This window comes from Micromonospora arborensis, assembly GCF_003205615.1.
In the GTDB taxonomy this organism is placed as follows: Bacteria; Actinomycetota; Actinomycetes; order Mycobacteriales; family Micromonosporaceae; genus Micromonospora; species Micromonospora arborensis.
The window spans coordinates 33,076-50,984 of the sequence record NZ_PYBV01000025.1 but is presented as its reverse complement, the minus strand read 5'-3'; the positions used below and the strand labels follow the sequence as shown (position 1 = coordinate 50,984).

At 70.1% G+C, this 17,909-nt stretch carries 17 protein-coding genes; 8 read left to right on the top strand and 9 right to left on the bottom strand.

Annotated features, from left to right (window positions below; translation table 11 throughout):
• Positions 1-14: 14 nt before the first annotated feature.
• The 4 genes from C7C45_RS20005 to C7C45_RS19990 all read right to left on the bottom strand — a co-directional run bounded on the left by C7C45_RS20005 (position 15) and on the right by C7C45_RS19990 (position 4,898).
• Complete coding sequence (locus C7C45_RS20005) at positions 15-965, bottom strand: SRPBCC family protein (RefSeq protein ID WP_110565213.1); 951 nt, start codon at positions 963-965, stop codon at positions 15-17.
• 253 nt (positions 966-1,218) lie between these two features.
• Positions 1,219-2,226, bottom strand: coding sequence for a HEAT repeat domain-containing protein (locus C7C45_RS20000; RefSeq protein WP_110565212.1), 1,008 nt, complete (start codon positions 2,224-2,226; stop codon positions 1,219-1,221).
• Positions 2,227-2,232: 6 nt separating this feature from the next.
• Positions 2,233-2,895: a HEAT repeat domain-containing protein gene (locus tag C7C45_RS19995; protein ID WP_208641230.1), complete on the bottom strand. Its 663-nt coding sequence runs from the start codon at positions 2,893-2,895 to the stop codon at positions 2,233-2,235.
• A 53-nt stretch (positions 2,896-2,948) separates the two neighbouring features.
• Positions 2,949-4,898: a serine hydrolase domain-containing protein gene (locus C7C45_RS19990; protein WP_244200463.1), complete on the bottom strand. Its 1,950-nt coding sequence runs from the start codon at positions 4,896-4,898 to the stop codon at positions 2,949-2,951.
• A gap of 169 nt (positions 4,899-5,067) precedes the next feature.
• Between C7C45_RS19990 and C7C45_RS19985 the strand changes: the two genes are divergently transcribed.
• The 3 genes from C7C45_RS19985 to C7C45_RS19975 all read left to right on the top strand — a co-directional run bounded on the left by C7C45_RS19985 (position 5,068) and on the right by C7C45_RS19975 (position 7,865).
• Positions 5,068-6,156 (top strand): winged helix DNA-binding domain-containing protein, encoded by a 1,089-nt coding sequence (locus C7C45_RS19985; RefSeq protein WP_110565210.1) that lies wholly within the window; start codon positions 5,068-5,070, stop codon positions 6,154-6,156.
• A gap of 221 nt (positions 6,157-6,377) precedes the next feature.
• Entirely contained in the window at positions 6,378-6,776 is a 399-nt protein-coding gene (locus tag C7C45_RS34150) for a hypothetical protein (protein ID WP_167454757.1), read from the top strand.
• A gap of 375 nt (positions 6,777-7,151) precedes the next feature.
• Positions 7,152-7,865: a carbonic anhydrase gene (locus tag C7C45_RS19975; protein ID WP_110565209.1), complete on the top strand. Its 714-nt coding sequence runs from the start codon at positions 7,152-7,154 to the stop codon at positions 7,863-7,865.
• A 40-nt stretch (positions 7,866-7,905) separates the two neighbouring features.
• Here the strand turns inward: C7C45_RS19975 and C7C45_RS19970 are convergent, their stop codons facing one another.
• The 3 genes from C7C45_RS19970 to C7C45_RS19960 all read right to left on the bottom strand — a co-directional run bounded on the left by C7C45_RS19970 (position 7,906) and on the right by C7C45_RS19960 (position 10,868).
• The gene (locus tag C7C45_RS19970) at positions 7,906-8,400 is read right to left on the bottom strand and encodes a hypothetical protein (RefSeq protein ID WP_146247357.1); all 495 of its coding nucleotides are present in this window, start codon (positions 8,398-8,400) and stop codon (positions 7,906-7,908) included.
• Positions 8,401-8,676: 276 nt separating this feature from the next.
• Positions 8,677-10,092, bottom strand: coding sequence for a sensor histidine kinase (locus tag C7C45_RS19965; protein WP_110565207.1), 1,416 nt, complete (start codon positions 10,090-10,092; stop codon positions 8,677-8,679).
• A gap of 5 nt (positions 10,093-10,097) precedes the next feature.
• A complete protein-coding gene (locus tag C7C45_RS19960) occupies positions 10,098-10,868 on the bottom strand; it encodes a response regulator transcription factor (RefSeq protein ID WP_110565206.1) in 771 nt (256 codons plus the stop codon).
• Positions 10,869-11,138: 270 nt separating this feature from the next.
• On the opposite strand from C7C45_RS19960, the gene C7C45_RS19955 reads away from it, so the two are divergent.
• The 3 genes from C7C45_RS19955 to C7C45_RS19945 all read left to right on the top strand — a co-directional run bounded on the left by C7C45_RS19955 (position 11,139) and on the right by C7C45_RS19945 (position 15,461).
• Positions 11,139-13,346, top strand: coding sequence for an MMPL family transporter (locus C7C45_RS19955; protein ID WP_110565205.1), 2,208 nt, complete (start codon positions 11,139-11,141; stop codon positions 13,344-13,346).
• A 305-nt stretch (positions 13,347-13,651) separates the two neighbouring features.
• The gene (locus C7C45_RS19950; protein WP_167454756.1) at positions 13,652-14,353 is read left to right on the top strand and encodes a DUF4396 domain-containing protein; all 702 of its coding nucleotides are present in this window, start codon (positions 13,652-13,654) and stop codon (positions 14,351-14,353) included.
• A gap of 463 nt (positions 14,354-14,816) precedes the next feature.
• Positions 14,817-15,461, top strand: a complete 645-nt coding sequence (locus tag C7C45_RS19945) for a dihydrofolate reductase family protein (RefSeq protein ID WP_110565203.1) — start codon at positions 14,817-14,819, stop codon at positions 15,459-15,461.
• A 16-nt stretch (positions 15,462-15,477) separates the two neighbouring features.
• Here C7C45_RS19945 and C7C45_RS19940 read toward each other — a convergent pair whose 3' ends face one another.
• A complete protein-coding gene (locus C7C45_RS19940) occupies positions 15,478-15,822 on the bottom strand; it encodes an ArsR/SmtB family transcription factor (protein WP_110565202.1) in 345 nt (114 codons plus the stop codon).
• A 76-nt stretch (positions 15,823-15,898) separates the two neighbouring features.
• Here C7C45_RS19940 and C7C45_RS19935 point away from each other — a divergent pair, with 76 nt between their 5' ends.
• Positions 15,899-16,888: a quinone oxidoreductase family protein gene (locus C7C45_RS19935; protein WP_208641228.1), complete on the top strand. Its 990-nt coding sequence runs from the start codon at positions 15,899-15,901 to the stop codon at positions 16,886-16,888.
• A 67-nt stretch (positions 16,889-16,955) separates the two neighbouring features.
• On the opposite strand, the gene C7C45_RS19930 is transcribed toward C7C45_RS19935, so the two are convergent.
• Positions 16,956-17,456, bottom strand: coding sequence for a GNAT family N-acetyltransferase (locus C7C45_RS19930; protein ID WP_110565201.1), 501 nt, complete (start codon positions 17,454-17,456; stop codon positions 16,956-16,958).
• Between the two features lie 59 nt (positions 17,457-17,515).
• Here C7C45_RS19930 and C7C45_RS19925 point away from each other — a divergent pair, with 59 nt between their 5' ends.
• Complete coding sequence (locus C7C45_RS19925; protein WP_146247356.1) at positions 17,516-17,905, top strand: hypothetical protein; 390 nt, start codon at positions 17,516-17,518, stop codon at positions 17,903-17,905.
• Positions 17,906-17,909: the final 4 nt, after the last annotated feature.

The following is a 17,909-nucleotide window of genomic DNA, read 5'->3' as shown; positions in this document are numbered from 1 at the left end:
CGGAGCGGGGGCGGTCAGCGGCGGGACGCCGGCAGCGGCTGGGCGGGACGCTGCATGGCCTGCTGGCGTACGGAGATGCCGTTGGGGCTGCCCTCGGACCGGACCACCTCGCCGGTCTCCAGCACCTGCTTGAACCGGCGCAGGTCGTCACGGACCTGTTGCTCGGGTTCCTCGCCGAAGAGCTTCGCCACCGCCCGGCCGAGCGTGCCGGCGGGCGGGGCGTAACGCAGTTCCACCCGGACCTCGGTGCCCCGGTCACCGGGGGCGGGCACGAACTGGACGCGCCCGACGTTGGGCACCCGGGTCCCCGGCAGCGAACGCCAGGTGATCGACTTGTTCGGCTGGTCATCGATGATCTCGGCGTCCCACTCGACGCGGTGCCCGGCTGGGCCACGGGCGATCCAGTGCGAGCGGCGCAGGTCGTCGGCGCGTACGGACTCCAGGTGCGCCATGAACCGGGGCAGGTTCTCGACGTCCCGCCAGAACCGGTACGCCTCGGCGGGTGACCGGTTCACGGTCACCCCGACGTCCATCCGGATCATCCGCGCCCGGGCCCGTTGGGCTCGCCGGATCCGTACGGCGGCGAGCACGTCGACGGCGGCGATGCCGGCGATCGCGGCGGTGGTCAGTGCCAGCCGGCGGCGTCGTTCACCGCCGCGGTCCGCGAGGGCTCGGCCGAGCAGGGTCAGGTCCATGGCGTCGCCGGCCACCCGGCTCCACGCCCAGCCGGCCGGGCGTCGGCCGCTGAGCAGGCCGACGGCACTGCCCAACTCGCGCAGGCCGACGGCCGGGATCACCCCGCGCGCGGCCGCGGAGTCGTCCACCCCGGTCAGTCGCGCGAGGCGACCGGGCGCGACCAGGGCGCCGACACCCAGGGCCAGGCTCAGCAGGCCCAGCGTGCTCGGCAGCGTCGCCGGCACCGGCCCGTCCAACTCGGGCAGGAGCACACTGTCGACACGGTCCATGTCCGGTCCCTTCGGGTGGGCGTGACGGGCGGCGCCGCCGCCACCGTGACGCTATGCGGTGCGCCCACCCAATGCGCCCGGTTCGCTGCGAAAGGTCCGATGCGCCTACCGCGCCCAATGGATCACGGTGACCAGGCCGACAACGGCCAGAGCCACCGCGATCAGCCCGATCACCGCCCCCACCAGGCAGGGCCCGTAGCTCAAGGTCATCGGGGTACGCGGCGTTCAGACCTGCCCGGCCCGTTGGTGGGTGTCATGGAGAGTCTGCGCGTACCTGGAGAATGTAGGTCGCCGTGAGCGCGACCGCACGGTCGTCGTCCTGTGCGAGGTCGACGAGGGCACGCGCGGCCGTGCGTCCCGGAATGTCCGCCAACGCCTGCGCCAGCCGACGCCGGACGGACGACCCGACGGGCCCGTGGGCGAGGCGTTCGACGAGCGTGGTCGCGATCTGCTCCGCCAACGCGGGATCACTCGCCAGCGCGCTCAACGCGTCGGCGGCGTCGACGTCATTCGCCTCCTCGACGACCATGTCGACGAGCGTCGGGACCGCCTCGGCCACGCCCCGTGGCCCGAGCGTCAGGGCCGCACACCTGCGGACCGCGATGTCGGGGTTCGCGAGGGCGTCCTGCAGCAGCGCTGTCCCGTTCGCGGTCGGGATCTCGGCGATGGCCCGAACGGCACGTTCCCGTACCTCGGCCACCGGTGCGCCGAGGCCGTCCGCCAGCAGCGCCAACCCGTCGTCGCCCGACTGCGCCAGAGCCCAGCGAAGGGCCCCGGCGACGTTCGGATCCGTCTCGTTGAGCGCCGCCTCGACCAGCGCCCCCACCGGCACCGGGGCCTCGTCGACCGAGGACAGGGCCGCGCGCAGGCGCCTCCCCGCGCTCGCCGACCCCAACGCCCGCAGGAGTGCGACGATCTGGAGGACGTCCGCCCAGTCGGCGGGTTCCGCCGCACCGATCCGACGGAGTCGCGTGAGCAACTCCAGCTCACCCGCGATCCGTCGTCGCGTCTGGCTGATCAGGTCAGCGACGAGCCCCGAGGGGGTGAAGGCGGGATCATCGAGCGCGCGCTGGACGTCGCGCAGCGACAGCCCCAGTGACCGCAGGCTCTCGACCTGGAAGATCAGCCGGAGGTCCTCGCTGGAATACTCCCGGTAGCCGGCGCCGGTACGGCCGGTTGGCCGCACCAGGCCGAGCGATTCGTAGTGCCGGAGCATGCGCGCGCTGACCCCGGACTGTCGTGCCACCTCACCGATCAGCACTGCCCATCACCCGTCCGCACTGATTCCGCCGAGAGCCACGACGCGCTTCGCCTCCTCGATCGCGAACTCGAAGCCGGCGTCCGGGTCGACCAGCAGCCGTTGCGTGGCGAGCGCGTGCGCGCGTACGCGCGGGTCGAGATCCGTCGTCGCCGCGCGCAGGATCGGCACGATCACCTCGCCGAGCGCGATCAGCGCCCGGCTGAGGCTCAACTGCGTCGCACGCTCACCCCGCCCGAACTGTGTCGACAACACGTCGGCCAGGGTGGCCTCCGCGCCTTCCGGAACGAGGACGACCGCCGCCCGCCAGGCGCTGCGTGCCACCTCGTCGTCGGGGTCGGTCAGATGCGCCCGGGTGATCGCCGGCCACGCCTCCCGATCCCCGATCTTGGACAACGTGTGCAATGCCTGGCTCCGCGCCTGCGTACGCCCCGACCGGAGCTCGGCGACGAGCTTCGGAACCGTCAGTGACTTTGGGTGGCGCAGGAGTGCCCAGGTCAGCATTTCGCGCACCGAGAATTCTGGCTCGATCGCGCATCGCTCGACGAGCGTGTCGATCAACAGCGGATCAGGGGTCGTGCCGACCGCCAGCGCTGCTCGCAGCCGCACCGACGAGTCGGCGTTCTCCAGCCCCTGGAGAGCCCGCATCGTGTTCGTGCCGTTTCTCGGCATGGTCATCGGAACCACCTCATCGCCCCACTGAAGACCTTGCCACTGTGTCAAGGTCAAGCGAGCGTGAGGTGGTAGATCGACAGGACGCCGAGGAAGACGATCGCGGCGAGGGAGACCGCGGTGTGGTGCAGGCGACCGGGCAGGGTCCACCAACCCCGACGCCAGGCCGCCACCGTCCCGGTGATGGTGGCCGCCGCGGTGACCAGCGCCGTGGTCGACAACGCCAGGACGGTGATCACCAGTGGCGACCTGCCGAGCACGATGCTCTCCAGCAGCCGATTGCCGTCGGAGAACACCACAGCGAGGCCGGTGGTGAACGCCGCGGCGAGGGCGGCGGTGACCCACGCCGCGAGCCGCGCGGTGGTGCTCCATCGGGTGCCGGCCGATGGGCTGCCGCGGCGTAGCCGGCGGACCAGCGCGGCGATCGGGTAGTAGAGCAGCGTGAGGAGCAGGACCGTCAGCGCGCCGACCAGGAGCAGTTGGTGCAGGGTGGGTGACTGCCACCAGGCCAGTCGTTGGTAGGCGATGGTCGGGTTGGTGGTGTCGAAGAGCGCGATGACCTGCCCATCGCCGTCGACGCGGAAGCCCAGTTGGTCCTGGCCGCCGCGTTCCTGGAACAACCGTGGCCCGATCGGCGTCCAGTGCTGGGTGGCCTTGTCCGGGTCCGCCGAGAGCGGCCCTCGGGTGGTGAGGGTGTTGTCGGGGCCGACCTCGACCGACACCGAGGACATCAGCGCCGCCGCCTTGGTGAGATCCTCCGCGGTACGGGTCACCCGGTAGGCACCCTCGTACTGGTCGAGGTCGCCGGCGATTTCCGGGTTCCGGCCGGCGGCGCCCCCCGCGGTGCCACTGCCGGGAAAGAACGTGTCCACGAACTCGTCGACGACCTCCTTGTTGGCCCAGGAGGCGGTGCCGTCCACGCCGTCACCGTTGGTGACGACGAAGATGCCGATGCCCTTGTCGGGCAGCAGTGCCGCGTTGCTGTGGAAGCCCGGAACATCGCCATCCTTGTCGAGGACGTGCTGCCCGTCGCGGGGGTGTTCCTGCCAGCCGAAGGCCATGCCGGGGAACTGCGGATCGTGGCTGAACTGTCGCGTCTGCATCTGGCGGAGCGCGGCCGGACCGAGCAGGTGTGACCGGCTCGCGGAGGCACTCGTACGGAGTTGGTCGCTGAGGAAGCGACCCATGTCGGTGGCGGTGGAGACCACACCGGCGCCGGTCGGCACCATCGGCCCGTGCTGGCCCTGCACTCGTACCTGCCTGTCGTCCTGCGGCCGGTAGCCACGCGCGAGGGTGGCCTGGACGGCGGCGGCGGGTGGTTGACTGGCGGTCGAGCCGGACATACCGAGCGGTTGCAGGATGTGCGTGGCCACGTACTCGTCGAACGGCTCCCCGGAGACGACCTGCACGAGGTAGCCGGCGAGGGTGAACCCGTAGTTGTCGTACGAGGCGAGCGTGCCGGGGCGCCGGACCCGTTCGGGCTGATGCTCGGCCAGGTATTCGGCCAGCGGCGGCGCGTCGGCCGGGTCGCGGACGGCCACCCCCACGATCTCGTCGACGAACCCGGACGTGTGGGTGAGCAGGTGCGCGATGGTCACCGGCTGACCCGGATAGGTGTCGCGAACCCTGAAGGCGGTGAGGTAGTTGTTCACGTCCGTGTTCAGGTCCAGCTTGCCCTGCTCCACCAGTTGCAGCACCGCGGTCGTGGTCCACAGCTTCGCGTTCGAGGCGATGAAGAAGCCGGTCCTGTCCGGCGACACCGGTACGCGGGCGTCCACGTCCGCCAGGCCGTATCCCCGGGCGAACAGTGGGTGCTGGCCGTCGACGACGACGACCGCGGCACCGGGAATCCGGTACTTCGCCAACTGCGCGGGCACCAGGTCGTCGAAGAACGCCTCGTAACCCGTGGCCGGCACTGCCGCCTGGGCAGTGGTCGGCACTGCCGCGACGGCGACCAGGGCCACCATCGACGCCAGCAGTGTGCGCGTCATGCGGATGGCCACGTCGTACTCCCTGCTCGGATTTTCGGCTGTCGGGCCCGCCCGACGTGATCCGACGTTATGGCGGACCAGAGAGGCTTTCGAGCCGGTCCACCCCCGACCGGACGTCGGGTTAGCCCTACCGGCGGCGCGTGCGCGGATGGCTCCGGCCGCTGCTCAGTAGGGTGCAGGCATGGTTGATCGGCGCCAGGTGATGAACTTCCGCGTCCGTGCCCAGCAGCTCGACCGGGACCAGGGCACGCTCGCCGACACCGCCGTCCTGGACATCGGGGTGCAGAACACCGGACCGGACGGTGCCCGGTGGGCGCTGGCGGTACGCGGGGTCGACGTGACCGCGTTGTCCGCCAAGGATCTGATCCTGCTCTGGACCATCCGCGGTGCCCCCCACCTCTATCGTCGAGCCGACGTCGGGAAGGTGGTGGCGGCGGTCGAGCCCTTCTCCGACGCCGACGCGGGCAAGCGCATCTACGACGCCTCCAAGCCGTTGAAGGCGGCGGGGATCGAGAACCTCGCCGCCCTCGACGAGGTGGCCGCTCACCTGCGGGCCATCGTCACCAAGCCGACGGTCAAGGGAGACGTCTCGGGCCGCCTGGCCGAGGTGATGCCCGAGCCGTACCTGCGGTTCTGCCGGCCGTGCGACGCCACCCACGTCTACGAGATGCCGTTCCGGTTGGCCACAACGCGGGCCGGGCTGGAGTTGCAGCTCGACACCTCGCCTCCGGTCCTGCAGCGCATCACCGGGTTCAGGAGGGCGGCCGCCCCGGGCGACCGGTTCGACCTCATCCGCGCGTACCTTCGCCTGTTCGGCCCGGCCACCCCGAAACAGGTGGCCGACTATCTCGACGCACCGGTCAAGGACGTGAAGGCGCTCTGGCCCGACGATGTGCTCGAGGTGACCGTCGACGGGGAAGTGCGCTCGCTGCTGGCCGCCGACGAGGAGGCGTTGGAGTCGGCCGACGGTAGGTCGACCCGCCTCCTCGGCCCGTTCGACCTGTTCCTCCAGGCCAAGGACCGGGCAACTCTGGTGCCGGATGCCGCCCACGCCAAGGATTTGTGGCCGGCGCTGGGTCGCCCCGGCGGCGTCCTGGTCGACGGCGAGTTGGTCGGCACCTGGCGCCCCCGCAAGTCCGGCACCACCTTCACGGTCGCCGTTCAGCCCTGGCGCAAGCTGCCCGGCCCCACGCGCACGGCCATCACCGACCAAGCCGAACGCCTCGCCGCGTACCGCGCCGTCTCGCTCACCGGCGTCGACTTCGCCTGATTGCGTTGCTCCGCCGACGCGGGCACGCGCATCCACGACGCCGCCAGGCCGTTGAAGGCGGCGGGCATCGGCAACTCGGGGGACTCTCCATTTTGAACCGGAGTGCAGATGCTTGCGTCGTACAGCCGGGGCGTCGGAGTCGAACGCCCACCTGCCGGCAGGGCTGCCACCTGTGGCCTTGGGCCGGTGTTACGCGGTGCATTCAACAGAGAGGTTGGATCATGGGTATCAGCCAGGCAATCAAGAGGACGGCGACAGGAGTTGCCGCGGCGGGCATGCTCACGGCGGCGACGCTGGCCGTATCGACCGGGCCGGCCGCTGCGGCGATGGGCAAGGGGCGTGTGCAGCTCTGCTCCCAGGGCAACTACGGTTCCTACCTCGAATTCTGGGGCAACGGAGCGTCCACCGTTCTCGTTCCACCGGGCACCTGCCTCAAGACCAACATCCCTTCTGGCACGCAGCACATTGAGGTGCTTGGCGCCTTCAACAGCTCTGGTATCGCGTTCTACCTCGGAACCTTCACGGCAAGCGCTTCGGACGACCCGGGGTGGAAGGTCTTCACGACGGGAACCACAGCAAACGCAGGTGCCGGTGCGGGTTGGTACGCCACCAGGAACTGATCCATCGCATCTCCTGTGCGGCCAACCCCCTGGCCGTAACAGGTGATTGGACCCTCCACCTCGCCCCAGGTCATCTCCGGGGCAGGACGAAACGCGGTGCACCCCCGACGCCGCCAGTCCAGGTTGGAGAGGGTCCATCGTCCGCCGGCGCTGCCTTCGGCGGCGCCGGCGGACACCATGATCCTGGACACGCGCGGCTCTGCTTCCTGGGAGATCCGCCAGCGCCTGTGCCAGCCGACGGCGGGCCGACGATTCGACCGGCCCGCCGGCGAGGCGGTCGACGATCCTGGTCACGGCAAAACACGATCACAGTACGGTCACCGACGGCATCGACTGGTAGAAATTAGGCAACCCCCTCACCCCCGGGAGATCTCCGTGGCACGTGCCCAACTGTCCCGCCGTTCACTGCTGACCGCCGGTAGTGCCGCCGCCGTCGCAATTGGAGCGACCGCGGCAAGCCCGTCCGCCGCCGCCGTTGCCAAGCCGACCGACGACACGGTCGGTACGCCGGCCGAGGCGCTGCGTCGGCTGCAAGCTGGCAACCTGCGGTTCACCTCCGGCCACGGCCGGCACCCGCACCAGGGTCTGGACGACCTGCACCGGCTCGCCGCCGGCCAGCACCCGTTCGCGGTCACCGTCGGCTGCGCGGATTCCCGGGTTGCCCCGGAGGTGCTCTTCGACCAGGGGCTCGGGGACCTGTTCGACAACCGCGTGGCCGGCAACATCGTCGACGACCTGCTGCTGGGCAGCGTCGAGTTCGCCGTGGAGGAGTTCGGTTGCCTGCTGATCGTCGTCCTCGGCCACGAGCGCTGCGGTGCGATCACCGCCACCATCGACGCCATCCAGAGCGGCGGCACCGCGCCGGGGCACATCGGCACCATCGTGGACAGCCTGCGCCCGGTGGTCGAGCCGCTGCTGAACCAACCCGGCGACCTGGTGGAGAACGCGGTGTGCGCCAACATCGCCGCGCAGGTGCGGGCGCTCAGTACGCGCAGCACGATCATCGCGGAGAAGGTGCACCAGGGCGCGTTGCGCGTCGTCGGCGCCCGCTACGACCTGGACACTGGGCGAGTTTCGCTGGTGGCCTGACGGCCGTCGCGACGACCCACAGCACCTGACAGAGGTCAGGTCAGCACGGCAGACGGGTGCGGCGGTAGTAGGACCAACCGGCCAGCGGCAGCGCGATCGTCCAGGCCAGAAGGAGCGGAAGGCCGATCAGGACACCCGTCGGGGTGAAGATGTCCTGTGGGCTGGACTCCGCGAGGTCGGCTGCGAACTGCCAGGGCAGGGTCGCCGAATAGCCGATCATCAGGGCGGATCCCAACACCGTTGGTGTCAACGGCAACCACGGTGGCACTCGGCGTCCGCGCAGCCACGGCACCCACCGGGGGAAGGTCACTCCCCAATCACCGATGAGCCCAAGCGCCAATACCCCACCGAGCGCGGCGAGGACACACAGGAGGCTCAGATAGAACGCGCCGGCCGGCATGCCCAGGACACCGTCGACCGGATGATCGCCGACACCGGGCCCGCGACCGTGGTACCACTCGTCGAACGGCCCGGCGTTGGCGAACATCGGAATACCGAGGATCCATGGAATGTGCAGCGGGATGAACCCCAGCACGGGGGCAAGCCACGCCACGTGACCGGCTCGGCGTGCCCATGGCGGTGGTGGGGGCGTACGAGGTGTCATCGATGCTGTGGCGGGCCGGGTCTGCGCATGTGGTGGTCGAGTCACGGGTGGCTTCTCCGTATCGGCGGCGAGCGTCGGAATGTCCGAGATCACTCTGACCGAGCGGCACGACCGGCGAATCCCCGAGCGGAGGGAGTCGCCCACCCGTACGCGGGAAGGGCCGTTTCCGCCGTCCTCGCCGGGCTCGTCTTTTCGTCATAACCCGAGTCAGGCCTGCTCGTCCTGCGGGATGCGTACGGTGAAGGTGGTGCCCTCACCCGGCACCGAGCTCACCTCGGCCGTGCCACCGTGCGCCTCGGCGATCGCCGCGACGATGGCAAGGCCGATACCGGAGCCCTCCCGCTGCCGGCTGCGCGAGGTCGCGCTGCGGTAGAAGCGTTCGAAGACCCGTCCGCTGTCCTCCTCGGTCAGGCCCGGGCCGTTGTCGGCCACCTCGATCACCGCGGCGCCGTTCGAGGTAAAGATCCGGACCTCGGCGGCGGTCCCCGGCGGAGTGTGCCGACGTACGTTGGACAACAAGTTGGCCAGCAACTGCCGCAGACGCAACTCGTCGCCGGAGACCACGAGCGAGGCCGGCGCCTGCACGCTCAGCGGGCGGTCGGGCGCGATGGCCCGGGCGTCCGCCGCCGCTTCGGTGGCCAGATGGGTCAAATCCACCTGGTCCCGGTCCAACGGGCGGCCCTCGTCCAGCTTCACCAGCACCAACAGTTCGTTGACCAGTTGGCCCATCCGGGTCGCCTCGGACTCGATGCGCCGCATCGCGACCTCAAGGTCGGCCGGACGGGCACCGGCACCGTGCCGGAACAGCTCGGCATACCCGCGGATGGTCGCCACCGGGGTGTTGAGCTCGTGCGACGCGTCGGCGACGAACCGGCGCAGCCGCTCCTCCGAAATCTGCCGTTCCTTGAAGGCGGTCTGGATCTGCACCAGCATCGCGTTGAGCGCCGCGCTGAGCCGCCCGATCTCGGTGTTCGGCCGGGCCGGGCGCACCCGGCGGTCCAGGTGCCCGGCGCCGATGTCCGCGGCCACCTCGGCGATCCGGTCCAACGGGCGGGTGCCCAGGCCGATCAGCCACCAGGCGATCAGCAGCATGGCGGCCAGGATGACCGCCGAGGCAGCCGCCTGGGTACGGATGAGCTGGCGGTTCGCCACGTCGTAGTGGGTGAGCGGGAGGCCGACCTGCAGGATCGTCTGCCTGTCGGGCAGCCAGCCGGATCGCACCCGCCACTGCTCCGGCTGCCGATCCGTCAGCGTGACGGTCGCGTACACCGCGCCGTCCGGTCTGCTCGTGCTGGGATCCTTCGGCCGCAGCCGGATCGCGGATGCCTGCCCGCCCGGATCTTGCAGGTCCAGCATCGGGGTGCCGTCCGCGGACAGGATCCGCAGGAGCACGAACGGCTGACCGCCCGCGCTGGCCAGCCGGCCGCTGCCGGCGCCGGGCGGGCTCAGCCCGTCGCCGTTGTTCGTCTGCGCCACGAACGCCGTGCTCAGCTGATCGAGTTGGGTGTCGGTGCGGGTGACCAGGAAATACCGCAGCGCGGCCAGGGTGGCCAGCGCGGCCACGCTCATCCCGGCCGCCAGCAGCACCGCGACCAGGACGATGAGCCGGCCCCGCAGGCTCATCCCGCTCACTCGGCCGGCAGGCGCAGCGTGTAGCCGACCCGGGGGACGGTCTGGATCAGCGGCGGATCGAACTGGTCGATCTTGCGGCGCAGATAGCTGATGTACGTCGAAACCACGCCGTGGTTGCCACCGAAGTCGTACTCCCACACCTGGTCGACTATCTGCTGCTTGGACATCACTCGGCCGGCGTTCTGCACCAGATAGCGCAGCAGGTTGAACTCGGTGGGGCTCAGGTCGATCACCACGTTCTGCCGGCGCACCACGTGTGCCTCCTGGTCGATCACCAGGTCGGCGTAGCGCAACCCGCCGGTCTCCCCCGGCGGGGGCGCGGGCGCGGCCAACTGCGACCGGCGCAGGATCGCCCGGGCCCGGGCGACCAGCTCGTCCAGGCTGAACGGCTTGGTCAGGTAGTCGTCGCCGCCGACGCTCAGCCCCTCGATCTTGTCGGCGACCGTCCGCCGCGCGGTCAGGAAGATCACCGGGGCGAGGACGCCGTTCTCCCGTAGCCGCCGGCACAGGTCGATGCCGGAGCCGTCCGGCAGCAGCACGTCCAGGATGATCAGATCGGGCCGTTCCCGCGCCACGGTGGCCTCCGCCTCCGCGCAGTCCCCGGCCGTGGTCGAGGCGAAACCCGCGTAGCGCAGCGCGGAAGCGACCAGGTCCGCCAGGAAGAGTTCGTCATCGACGACCAGGACCCGTGGTGCGGGGTCGGTGGACGCGGAGCCGTCGACCGTCCGATCCGGCGTTATCACAACTCGTCCCCCTGAGCGGTTCATTCGCGCAGCGCTGGCACGACCCCATTCTGCCCGCGTCGTGCGTCGCCGAGACCCTGCGCCGTTGTGAGTTCGTTGGGAAAACCTTGTGAATCCACCAAGGATGACGTGCGCGTACCCGGATCGCCGGCTGATCCGCCGCGCGAGCCGCACCCGAACTCGCACAGAACCTGAAAGGCCATCACACGGCCGCTTCAACTCCGCGTGATCGGCTGAAGCACGCACCGGCAGACGAGGTGGTGGCCGGCCGAGTGGTGGAGAAGGACGAGACTGATGTACGCAACGTTGGCACGAGGTGTGGTCCGTCATCCATGGTGGACGATCAGTGCCTGGCTGGCCGTCGCGGCCATCGTAGGGTTTTTCGGACCGGGTCTGTCCGCCAGCGGTGATCAGGCCGACTTCCTGCCCTCCCACTACGAGTCCGTCCAGGCCGGCAAGGTGCAGGAGACCGCCTTCGCGGAGAGCGGGGGCGGCAGCGCCGCGACGTTCGTGGTGCGCCGCCGCGACGGCGCCGCGCTGACCGGCGCCGACCAGCAGCTCGTCGAGCAGGTCGCCGGACAGCTTCGGGACAAGGCGATCCCGCACGTCAGCGAGGTGCAGGCGAGCAAGGCGACGGTGTCGGAGAACGGCCTCGTCCAGCTCCTCCAGGTCACCGTCGACCGTCCGCAGAGCGATCCCGGCACCGAGGAGGCCGGCCGGGCGTTGCGGGCCGCCGCCGGGCTGTTGTTCGAGAACACCGATCTGACAGCGGGCATGACCGGCGACGTCGGCATCGTGATCGACGCGCAGGACGCCTTCGCCTCGGCCGAGCAGGTCATCGCCCTGGCGACGGTCGTCCTGATCATCGTGCTACAGCTGCTGATCTTCCGGAGCCCGGTTGCCGCACTGCTTCCCATGGTGACCATCGGTGTCCTGGTCTTCGTCTCGGTGAAGCTGATCGGCATCGCCCAGCGGATCTTCGACCTGACCGCGGAGCAGTCGGTCACGGTGTGGGTGACCGTCGTACTGTTCGGCGTCGGCACCGACTACATCCTCTTCTTGCTCTTCCGATACCGGGAACAGTTGCGCACCGGCGAGGACCCGCGTACAGCGCTGATCCACGCGACCGCCCGGGTGGCCAAGGTGATCACCTCAGCCGGCGCGGCGATCGTGATCGCGTTCAGCACCCTGGCGTTCTCCTCGTTCGGCTCGTTCAAGGCGCAGGGTCCGGCACTGGCCATCGCGGTCGCCGCCACGGTGGTCACCGCGCTCACCCTGATCCCGGCGATCGTCTCGCTGCTCGGGCCGAAGGTGTTCTGGCCGTCCACAAGCTGGCAGCGGCAGCCCCGGGCGCGGGCGTCGGCCAAGCTCAGTGACCTGATCGTGAACCGTGCCGGCGTGCTGGCCGCCGCCGCGGTCGTCGTCCTCGCGCTGCTCTCCCTGGGCGCGCTGCGCTTCCAGGCCAGCTACGACTACAACGCCGGTCTCCCGCAGGACACCGAGTCGGCGATCGCCCTGCGGGACCTGCAGCGCGGCTTCCCGGTCGGCGCCCTCAACCCGACCTCCGTGCTGCTGGTCAGCGACACCGGGCAGCCGCTCGACGAGGCAGGCGTCGACAGCTTCCGGTCGCAGTTGTCCGGCGTCGACGGGGTCGGCCAGGCCGGCCCCGCGTCGTACAGCCCGGACCGCACCATCGCCAAGATCAGCATGTTGCTCGACCACGACTCCGGCAGCCCCGAGGCGGTGGACACGGTCGCCGACACGCTGCGGCCGACCGCGCACAACGCGGCTCCGGCCGGCACCCACGCCCTGGTGGGCGGCCCGACCGCGACCTTCGCCGACATCCGCAGCGCGGTCAACCAGGACTACTCGCTGGTCTTCCCGCTCGCCGCCGGGCTCACCGCGCTCGTTCTGCTCGCCCTGCTGCGCAGCATCGTCGCCGCGGTGCTGCTGATGGTCCTGGTCGGGCTCAGCTATCTGGCCACGCTCGGCGCATCGGTGTTCGTGATGCAGGACGGGCTGGGCAAGGACGGCATCATCTTCAACGTCCCCATCTTCATGTACCTGTTCGTGGTCGCCATCGGCACCGACTACAACATCCTGATGGTGGACCGGCTGCGCGAGGAGACGCGCGCGGGCCACGCCCCCGCCGGGGCCGCGCGCCTGGCCATCCGGCACACCGGCCCGACGGCGGTGGCCGCGGCCGTCATCCTGGCCGGCACGTTCTCGTCGCTCACGCTCGCCGGTGTCGCCCTGCTCGCCGAGATGGGCTTCGCGGTCGCCGCCGGCATCCTGATCTCCGCACTGCTGGTGTCGTCGCTTCTGGTGCCGACGCTTACGGTGCTGATGGGCCGTGGGTTCTGGTGGCCCGCCCGGCTCACCCCGGCCGGACGTCCGCAGCCGATGGCGGGCTCTGACCCGGACGGCCCGCCCGAGCCGGCCGCCGACCGGCCGGGAGACGAGTCCACGGTGGGCTCCGGGGACGCCCGGGACCGCCGATGATCCAGCTCTCGCACCTGACGAAACGGTACGGCGACCGGATCGTGGTGGACGACCTCAGCTTCTCCGCGCAGCCCGGCACCGTCCAGCCGATGGTGAGAGAGCGCCCCCGAGCGCTGGAGCCTACGTGCCCGCGTCGCAGTGATTCGGCATCTGCCAGCGGCCGCCGGGAACACCCGATCTCCCGGTGCGGCCGAGTACGGCATGGAAGACTGCGAAGTGCCCCCGGCCGTCGACACCGGCCAGCGAGCCCCCTCTCACATTCGGATGCGGGAGGAGCCGGCCGCCCAGCGTGCGGAAGGGGCGGGATGCAACCAACCTGGCTCTTGGCGCTGTCGTGGGCGTCGCTCGCGGTCGGAGTCGTCAGCTTCGCGATCGTCGTTGCCGACACCTATCTTCGCGGACACCGTCAGCCGGTCCGGGTCATGGAGATCGTCTGGCTGGTCACCGTCCTCTACATCGGCCCGGCAGCCGTCCGCCTCTACTGGAACTGGGGTAGGCCCGAGGCATTCTCTCGACGGCGGCAGGAGGGCCAGCCCCGACGACCCCGGCGGGGCATCGTCGTCACCCACGTCTCCCGCTGCGGCGCCCACTGCGCCCTCGGCTTCGTCGTCGCCGAGGTCGCCCTGTACGTGGTCAGATCAGACCCGGCCCAGGAGTCACTGTGGGTCGACTACGCCGGCGACTATCTGACGGCGGTGACGATAGCTGTTCTCTTTCGGTACTTCGGCGCACCTGGTCGCAGCGTGACGAAGGTCTGGCACGCGCTGTCGACCGTCGTCAGGGTCGAACTGCTGACCATCACCGCCTTCGAGGTCGCGCTGTTCGTGTGGCTGACGCTCGCGCATCGCGTGGTCCTTCCGGAACCACCCTTGCGACCCGACAGCCCGACGTTCTGGTTCGCGGGTCAGCTGGGCCTGATAACTGGCTTCCTCGCGGCGTGGCCCACCGCCTCCTGGCAGCTCGGTCGAGGGCTGAGACTCGAACCGCGCCGACTCCCCTACGACTGAACGGTCGCATTGTGGAGACCGGAATCGGCGTCAGGGCGGGCGGTAGCCTGGTAGGCCTGCCAGCAACCCCAGCCGAGGCGACAGGCAAGGTCCCAGCACGGGCCCCGGCGCCCGTCCGCGCTTCTACGGCGCGGCGAGGTTGTCGTACGTCGTCTGGTGGCGGCGGATCTCGGCGTGGTGGTCGGCGGATCAGGCCGCCAGGGGCGAGGACGGTGGAGAGCAGTGACGTGTCAGCGGCTGAGGCGCGTCAACGGCCGGCGTTGTCCACCCCTTCCACGGCGTGGTCCACTCCACTTCGCCGACATGGCGGTATCCGAGCCGCCTCGAAACCCCAACCTCGCCGACATGGTGTGGATCATGCGGAAAGGGTGCGGCGTTGCCCCGAATCGTGGCGACGCTGAGTCTGGCGACGTGCACAGGACTACTCTCCCGACCGAGACGACCACCTCACCGGGAGTAGGGCATGGGACTCATCCACATCGAACTGTTCGCGACCCTCGACCTCGTCGCGCAGGCGCCCGGCGGCCCCGACGAGGACCCGGCGGGGTTCTCGTTCGGCGGCTGGCAGGCGCCCCTGCTGGACGAGGTCGCCGGGTCGCAGGTTCTCGCCGCGTACGAGGGCACCGACGCCCTCCTGCTCGGCCGCCGCACGTACGACATCTTCGCCGCGCACTGGCCGCACCAGGAGGGTGGTGAGGACAACGAGATCGCCACGCTCTTCAACCGCATCCCGAAGTACGTGGCCTCCCACGGCAACCCCGACCTCTCGTGGGCCGGGTCCACCCAGCTCGGCCCGGACCTGGCCGGCGCGGTGCGCGAGATCCGGGACCGACACGAGCACATCAAGGTCGTCGGCAGCCTCAACCTGGTGCAGACCCTCCTGCGCGAGAAGCTCTTCGACCGCCTCGACCTGTGGCTGCATCCGATCGTGCTCGGCGTCGGCAAGAAGGTGTTCGACGGTGGCGAGGTGCCCACGAACCTCACCCTCCTCGAACCGCCGGTGGCCAGCTCGAAGGGCACCGTCTACCTGCGCTACGGGCTCGCCGACGGCACCCCCGCGACAGGCGACATGACCGCACCCGATCGCGGTGCCGGGCACGACGACTGAAGCTGGCCCGCGAGGCTCATCGGGGCGGTGTGAGCCCGCTTTCATAGGCGGTCACGATCGCGTCCAGGAGGCGGGGAAAGCGGGTTTCAAGGTCTTCGCCACGCAACGCGGTCCACCGGCGGTTGCCGTCCTCGCGTTGGCGGATGACTCCGGCCTCGCGGAGAACCCGGAAGTGGTGGGTGAGCGTGGAGGGCGCGACGTCCACGGGGAAGGTGCCGCAGGCGCGTTCGGGTGCGGCGCGCAATGTCTGCACGATCGTCATCCGGGTTGGGTCGGACAGTGCGTGCAGGATGTCCAGCACGTCGAACTCGTTCGGCTCCGGATGGACGAGCGTCGGGCGGCGGCGCTGTGATCTTGGCATCTCACACCTCTCATTCGACAGTCATCGTACAACAAGGTACGGTTTTCGTCGTACGACGAACTTCGAAGGAGTTGCCATGCACGCGTTGATGATGGTCGGGCCGTCGCAAGGGGTGGACCGCACGGAGGTGCGCGAGGTCGAGGAACCTCGGCCGGGGCCGGGTGAGGTGACGATCGACGTGGCGTACGCCGGGATCAACTTCCTCGACGTGATGGCCCGCCGCGGTGACGCCGGCTATGTCGGTGCCTGGCCGTACGCGCCGGGCCTGGAGGTGTCCGGAGCGGTCCGGGAGATCGGCCCCGATGTCACGGGCCTGGCCGTGGGCCAGCGGGTGGCCGCGTTCACCGCGGGCGGCGGCCTCGGCGACGTGGTGCGGGTGCGGGCCGAGTTCGTGGTGCCGGTGCCCGACAAGGTCCCGTCACCGGTCGCGGCGGCGGCCCCGCTCATGCTCACGACCGCGCTGCTCCTCCTGGAGGACGCCGCCCGGTTCCGTCCGGGCGAAACCGTGCTGATGCATTCGGCCAGCGGAGGCGTCGGAAGCGCCGTCGCCCAGCTGGTGCCGGCGCTCGGCGGAGGGCTGCGCATCGGCACCGTGGGCCGCCCCGACAAGGTCGCCTCGGCGCTCAAGAGCGGGTATGACGTGGCGGTGCCGCGCAGTGAGGACCTGACCGAGGCGGTGCGGGCAGCGACCGGTGGCGCCGGGGTGGACATCGTGCTCGATCCGTTGGGTACCACCATGCTCGAGACTGATCTGGGAGTCACCGCTCCCGGCGGCCGGATCGTCCTGTTCGGCAACGCGGGCGGTGGGGACCAGGCCGCGCTGCCACCGGCAGGACGGCTGATCGGCGGCAATCTCGCCATCAGCGGCTTCAGCATCAGCCGCCTGTGGGCCACAGCGCCGCACCGCGCCGCCGCCGGCCTGCGCAGGGTCCTTGATCTGATCGCCGAAGGTCGACTGGACATCGCGATCACCGAAGTCGGCTCGCTCGCGGACGTGCCCGCGGTCCACCAGTTGCTCGCCGAAGGCCGCGGCGACGGCAAGTACGTCGCTCACCTCCAGGGATGACGGTCACCTCGTCGCCGGCCGTCGATCAGGAATTCCAGCGGTTGGAGAAGGCGTTCCAGGGTGACGCTCAATCCCCCACGCTCTTGCCGAGGGAGAAGCCGGCGGCGGCGTAGCCGTGCCGACTGTAGAAGCGCACCGCATCGACGTTGCGGTGGTGGATGCCGGCAGACAGGTACCGGATCCCGCGGCTGGTCGCCCACCGTTCGGCCGCCCGCAACAACGCTGCTCCCACCCCAAGTCCCCTGGCGTCGGGCAGCACCACTGTGTGCACCTGGGCCGAAGGCCCAGGTGCACACAGGATCTGATGCTCCGGCGGATCGGGGTGCCGTAACACCTCAATCATCCCGACCACCCGGCCGCCATCGCTCTCTGCGACGAGAACGCCGTCGCGACCCGCGTCCTCGGCCAGCATGGCCGCGAAGTGGCGGATCACCGCCTCGCGCTGCGGAACGCGGTAGATGTCGGCATCAAGAGCGATGTGCGCCTCGGCATTGGCCAGCCGCAACTCCACCAAGGAAGGGACATCCGCCAAACTCGCTGGCCGAACCGTCAGCCGTGCCTCCTGCATCGTCCCGATCCTAAGGTCCTGGGGGCACGGACGTTGCCCGCCGGTGGCATCATCGCCTCATGAACGTTCGTCGATTGGCTGCCGTCGACATGTACGGCACCCAGGGAACCCGCCGTCGACGGCTCATCATTCTGGCCGAGTTCCTCGTCGGCGTGGTTGCCATGGTGACGTTGGGCAGCTGGCTGCTGGCGTCATCGGACGGCCTCGGCGGCCGAGCAATCGGCCTGTGGTTCATCGGCGCGGGTCTCAACTACGCTCCGCTGTCCGGCTACGCGATCAAGCTGATGCGCCCCGGCGCCCTCGACGCCGAGTTGGCCGGCGTCGACGTTGGCCGGGAACTGGGCCGCTACACCGTGCTTCAGCTGTGGGTCTTCGTGCCGCTCTCGCTTGTCGTCTTCGACCTTCGCGACGCGCTCAGCCGACGTCGGGCGCGGACGACACCTCGTTGACCAC

Coding starts and splice junctions, on each gene's coding strand:
- C7C45_RS20005 (WP_110565213.1), bottom strand. CDS start 965: ATGGACCGTGTCGACAGTGTGCTCCTGCCCGAGTTGGACGGGCCGGTG.
- C7C45_RS19995 (WP_208641230.1), bottom strand. CDS start 2,895: ATGCCGAGAAACGGCACGAACACGATGCGGGCTCTCCAGGGGCTGGAG.
- C7C45_RS19985 (WP_110565210.1), top strand. CDS start 5,068: ATGGTTGATCGGCGCCAGGTGATGAACTTCCGCGTCCGTGCCCAGCAG.
- C7C45_RS34150 (WP_167454757.1), top strand. CDS start 6,378: ATGGGTATCAGCCAGGCAATCAAGAGGACGGCGACAGGAGTTGCCGCG.
- C7C45_RS19965 (WP_110565207.1), bottom strand. CDS start 10,092: ATGAGCCTGCGGGGCCGGCTCATCGTCCTGGTCGCGGTGCTGCTGGCG.
- C7C45_RS19960 (WP_110565206.1), bottom strand. CDS start 10,868: ATGAACCGCTCAGGGGGACGAGTTGTGATAACGCCGGATCGGACGGTC.
- C7C45_RS19955 (WP_110565205.1), top strand. CDS start 11,139: ATGTACGCAACGTTGGCACGAGGTGTGGTCCGTCATCCATGGTGGACG.
- C7C45_RS19950 (WP_167454756.1), top strand. CDS start 13,652: ATGCAACCAACCTGGCTCTTGGCGCTGTCGTGGGCGTCGCTCGCGGTC.
- C7C45_RS19945 (WP_110565203.1), top strand. CDS start 14,817: ATGGGACTCATCCACATCGAACTGTTCGCGACCCTCGACCTCGTCGCG.
- C7C45_RS19940 (WP_110565202.1), bottom strand. CDS start 15,822: ATGCCAAGATCACAGCGCCGCCGCCCGACGCTCGTCCATCCGGAGCCG.
- C7C45_RS19935 (WP_208641228.1), top strand. CDS start 15,899: ATGCACGCGTTGATGATGGTCGGGCCGTCGCAAGGGGTGGACCGCACG.
- C7C45_RS19930 (WP_110565201.1), bottom strand. CDS start 17,456: ATGCAGGAGGCACGGCTGACGGTTCGGCCAGCGAGTTTGGCGGATGTC.
- C7C45_RS19925 (WP_146247356.1), top strand. CDS start 17,516: ATGAACGTTCGTCGATTGGCTGCCGTCGACATGTACGGCACCCAGGGA.